The 573-nt window shown below is 35.1% G+C and carries 1 protein-coding gene and 1 pseudogene; both read left to right on the forward strand.

Features of this window, described 5'->3' with window-relative positions:
* The first annotated feature begins 67 nt into the window (after positions 1-67).
* Positions 68-268 carry a hypothetical protein gene (locus HMPREF3057_RS10375; RefSeq protein ID WP_049519726.1) on the forward strand — a complete coding sequence of 67 codons (201 nt, stop codon included), beginning with the start codon at positions 68-70 and terminating at the stop codon, positions 266-268.
* Between the two features lie 39 nt (positions 269-307).
* Positions 308-573: pseudogene (locus tag HMPREF3057_RS10330) on the forward strand (hypothetical protein); the annotation flags it as partial.

Below are 573 nucleotides of genomic sequence, written 5' to 3' on the forward strand. Positions count from 1 at the left end.
CTGAATTTATTTCAGGTGGTTTTCTTTTGTATTTCTCATCTTCTCACGTTATCTATCATGTGGTATAATGGGACAAAGACATTTTTCTTTCGTTTTTCTGTTTGGCAAAAATTCGAAGACGGTTGTTGGGAAAATTGAGAAGTCTGTGCTAGGTGTTACCTTTGATACAATTGTTATTGAAGCAGATGAATTAGTAAGAAATATTATAGAAAGTACTTCCCACCTATCCGATGAGCAGAAACATACTGATGAAAATGGTCTTATTTAGGTTATGTAACCGGAGTTGGTGCAGGAGGAAAATGATACGATGAGGAAGATATTAAAAAATAAGCGTGCTTTTCAATTTGTGTTAGCTAGCCTAATTCTTATCCCTTTCATTATAGTAGGTACTGTTGGATTCCAACAATTATTTAAAGAACCTGAAAAAGTCGAGTATTCCATTGAAGAATACCATTCTGTAAAAGAAAACGTATATTTTTTCGGGAATCAACGAAAATTCGTCTTATTAAACACCGATTCCAAAGCGAGACCTGGGGGTGGTGTCTATCTTTATACAACCGAGCGGAAAGTGAT

Origin of the sequence: Streptococcus sp. HMSC072D05 (genome assembly GCF_001815805.1) — a bacterium.
Taxonomy (GTDB): domain Bacteria; phylum Bacillota; class Bacilli; order Lactobacillales; family Streptococcaceae; genus Streptococcus.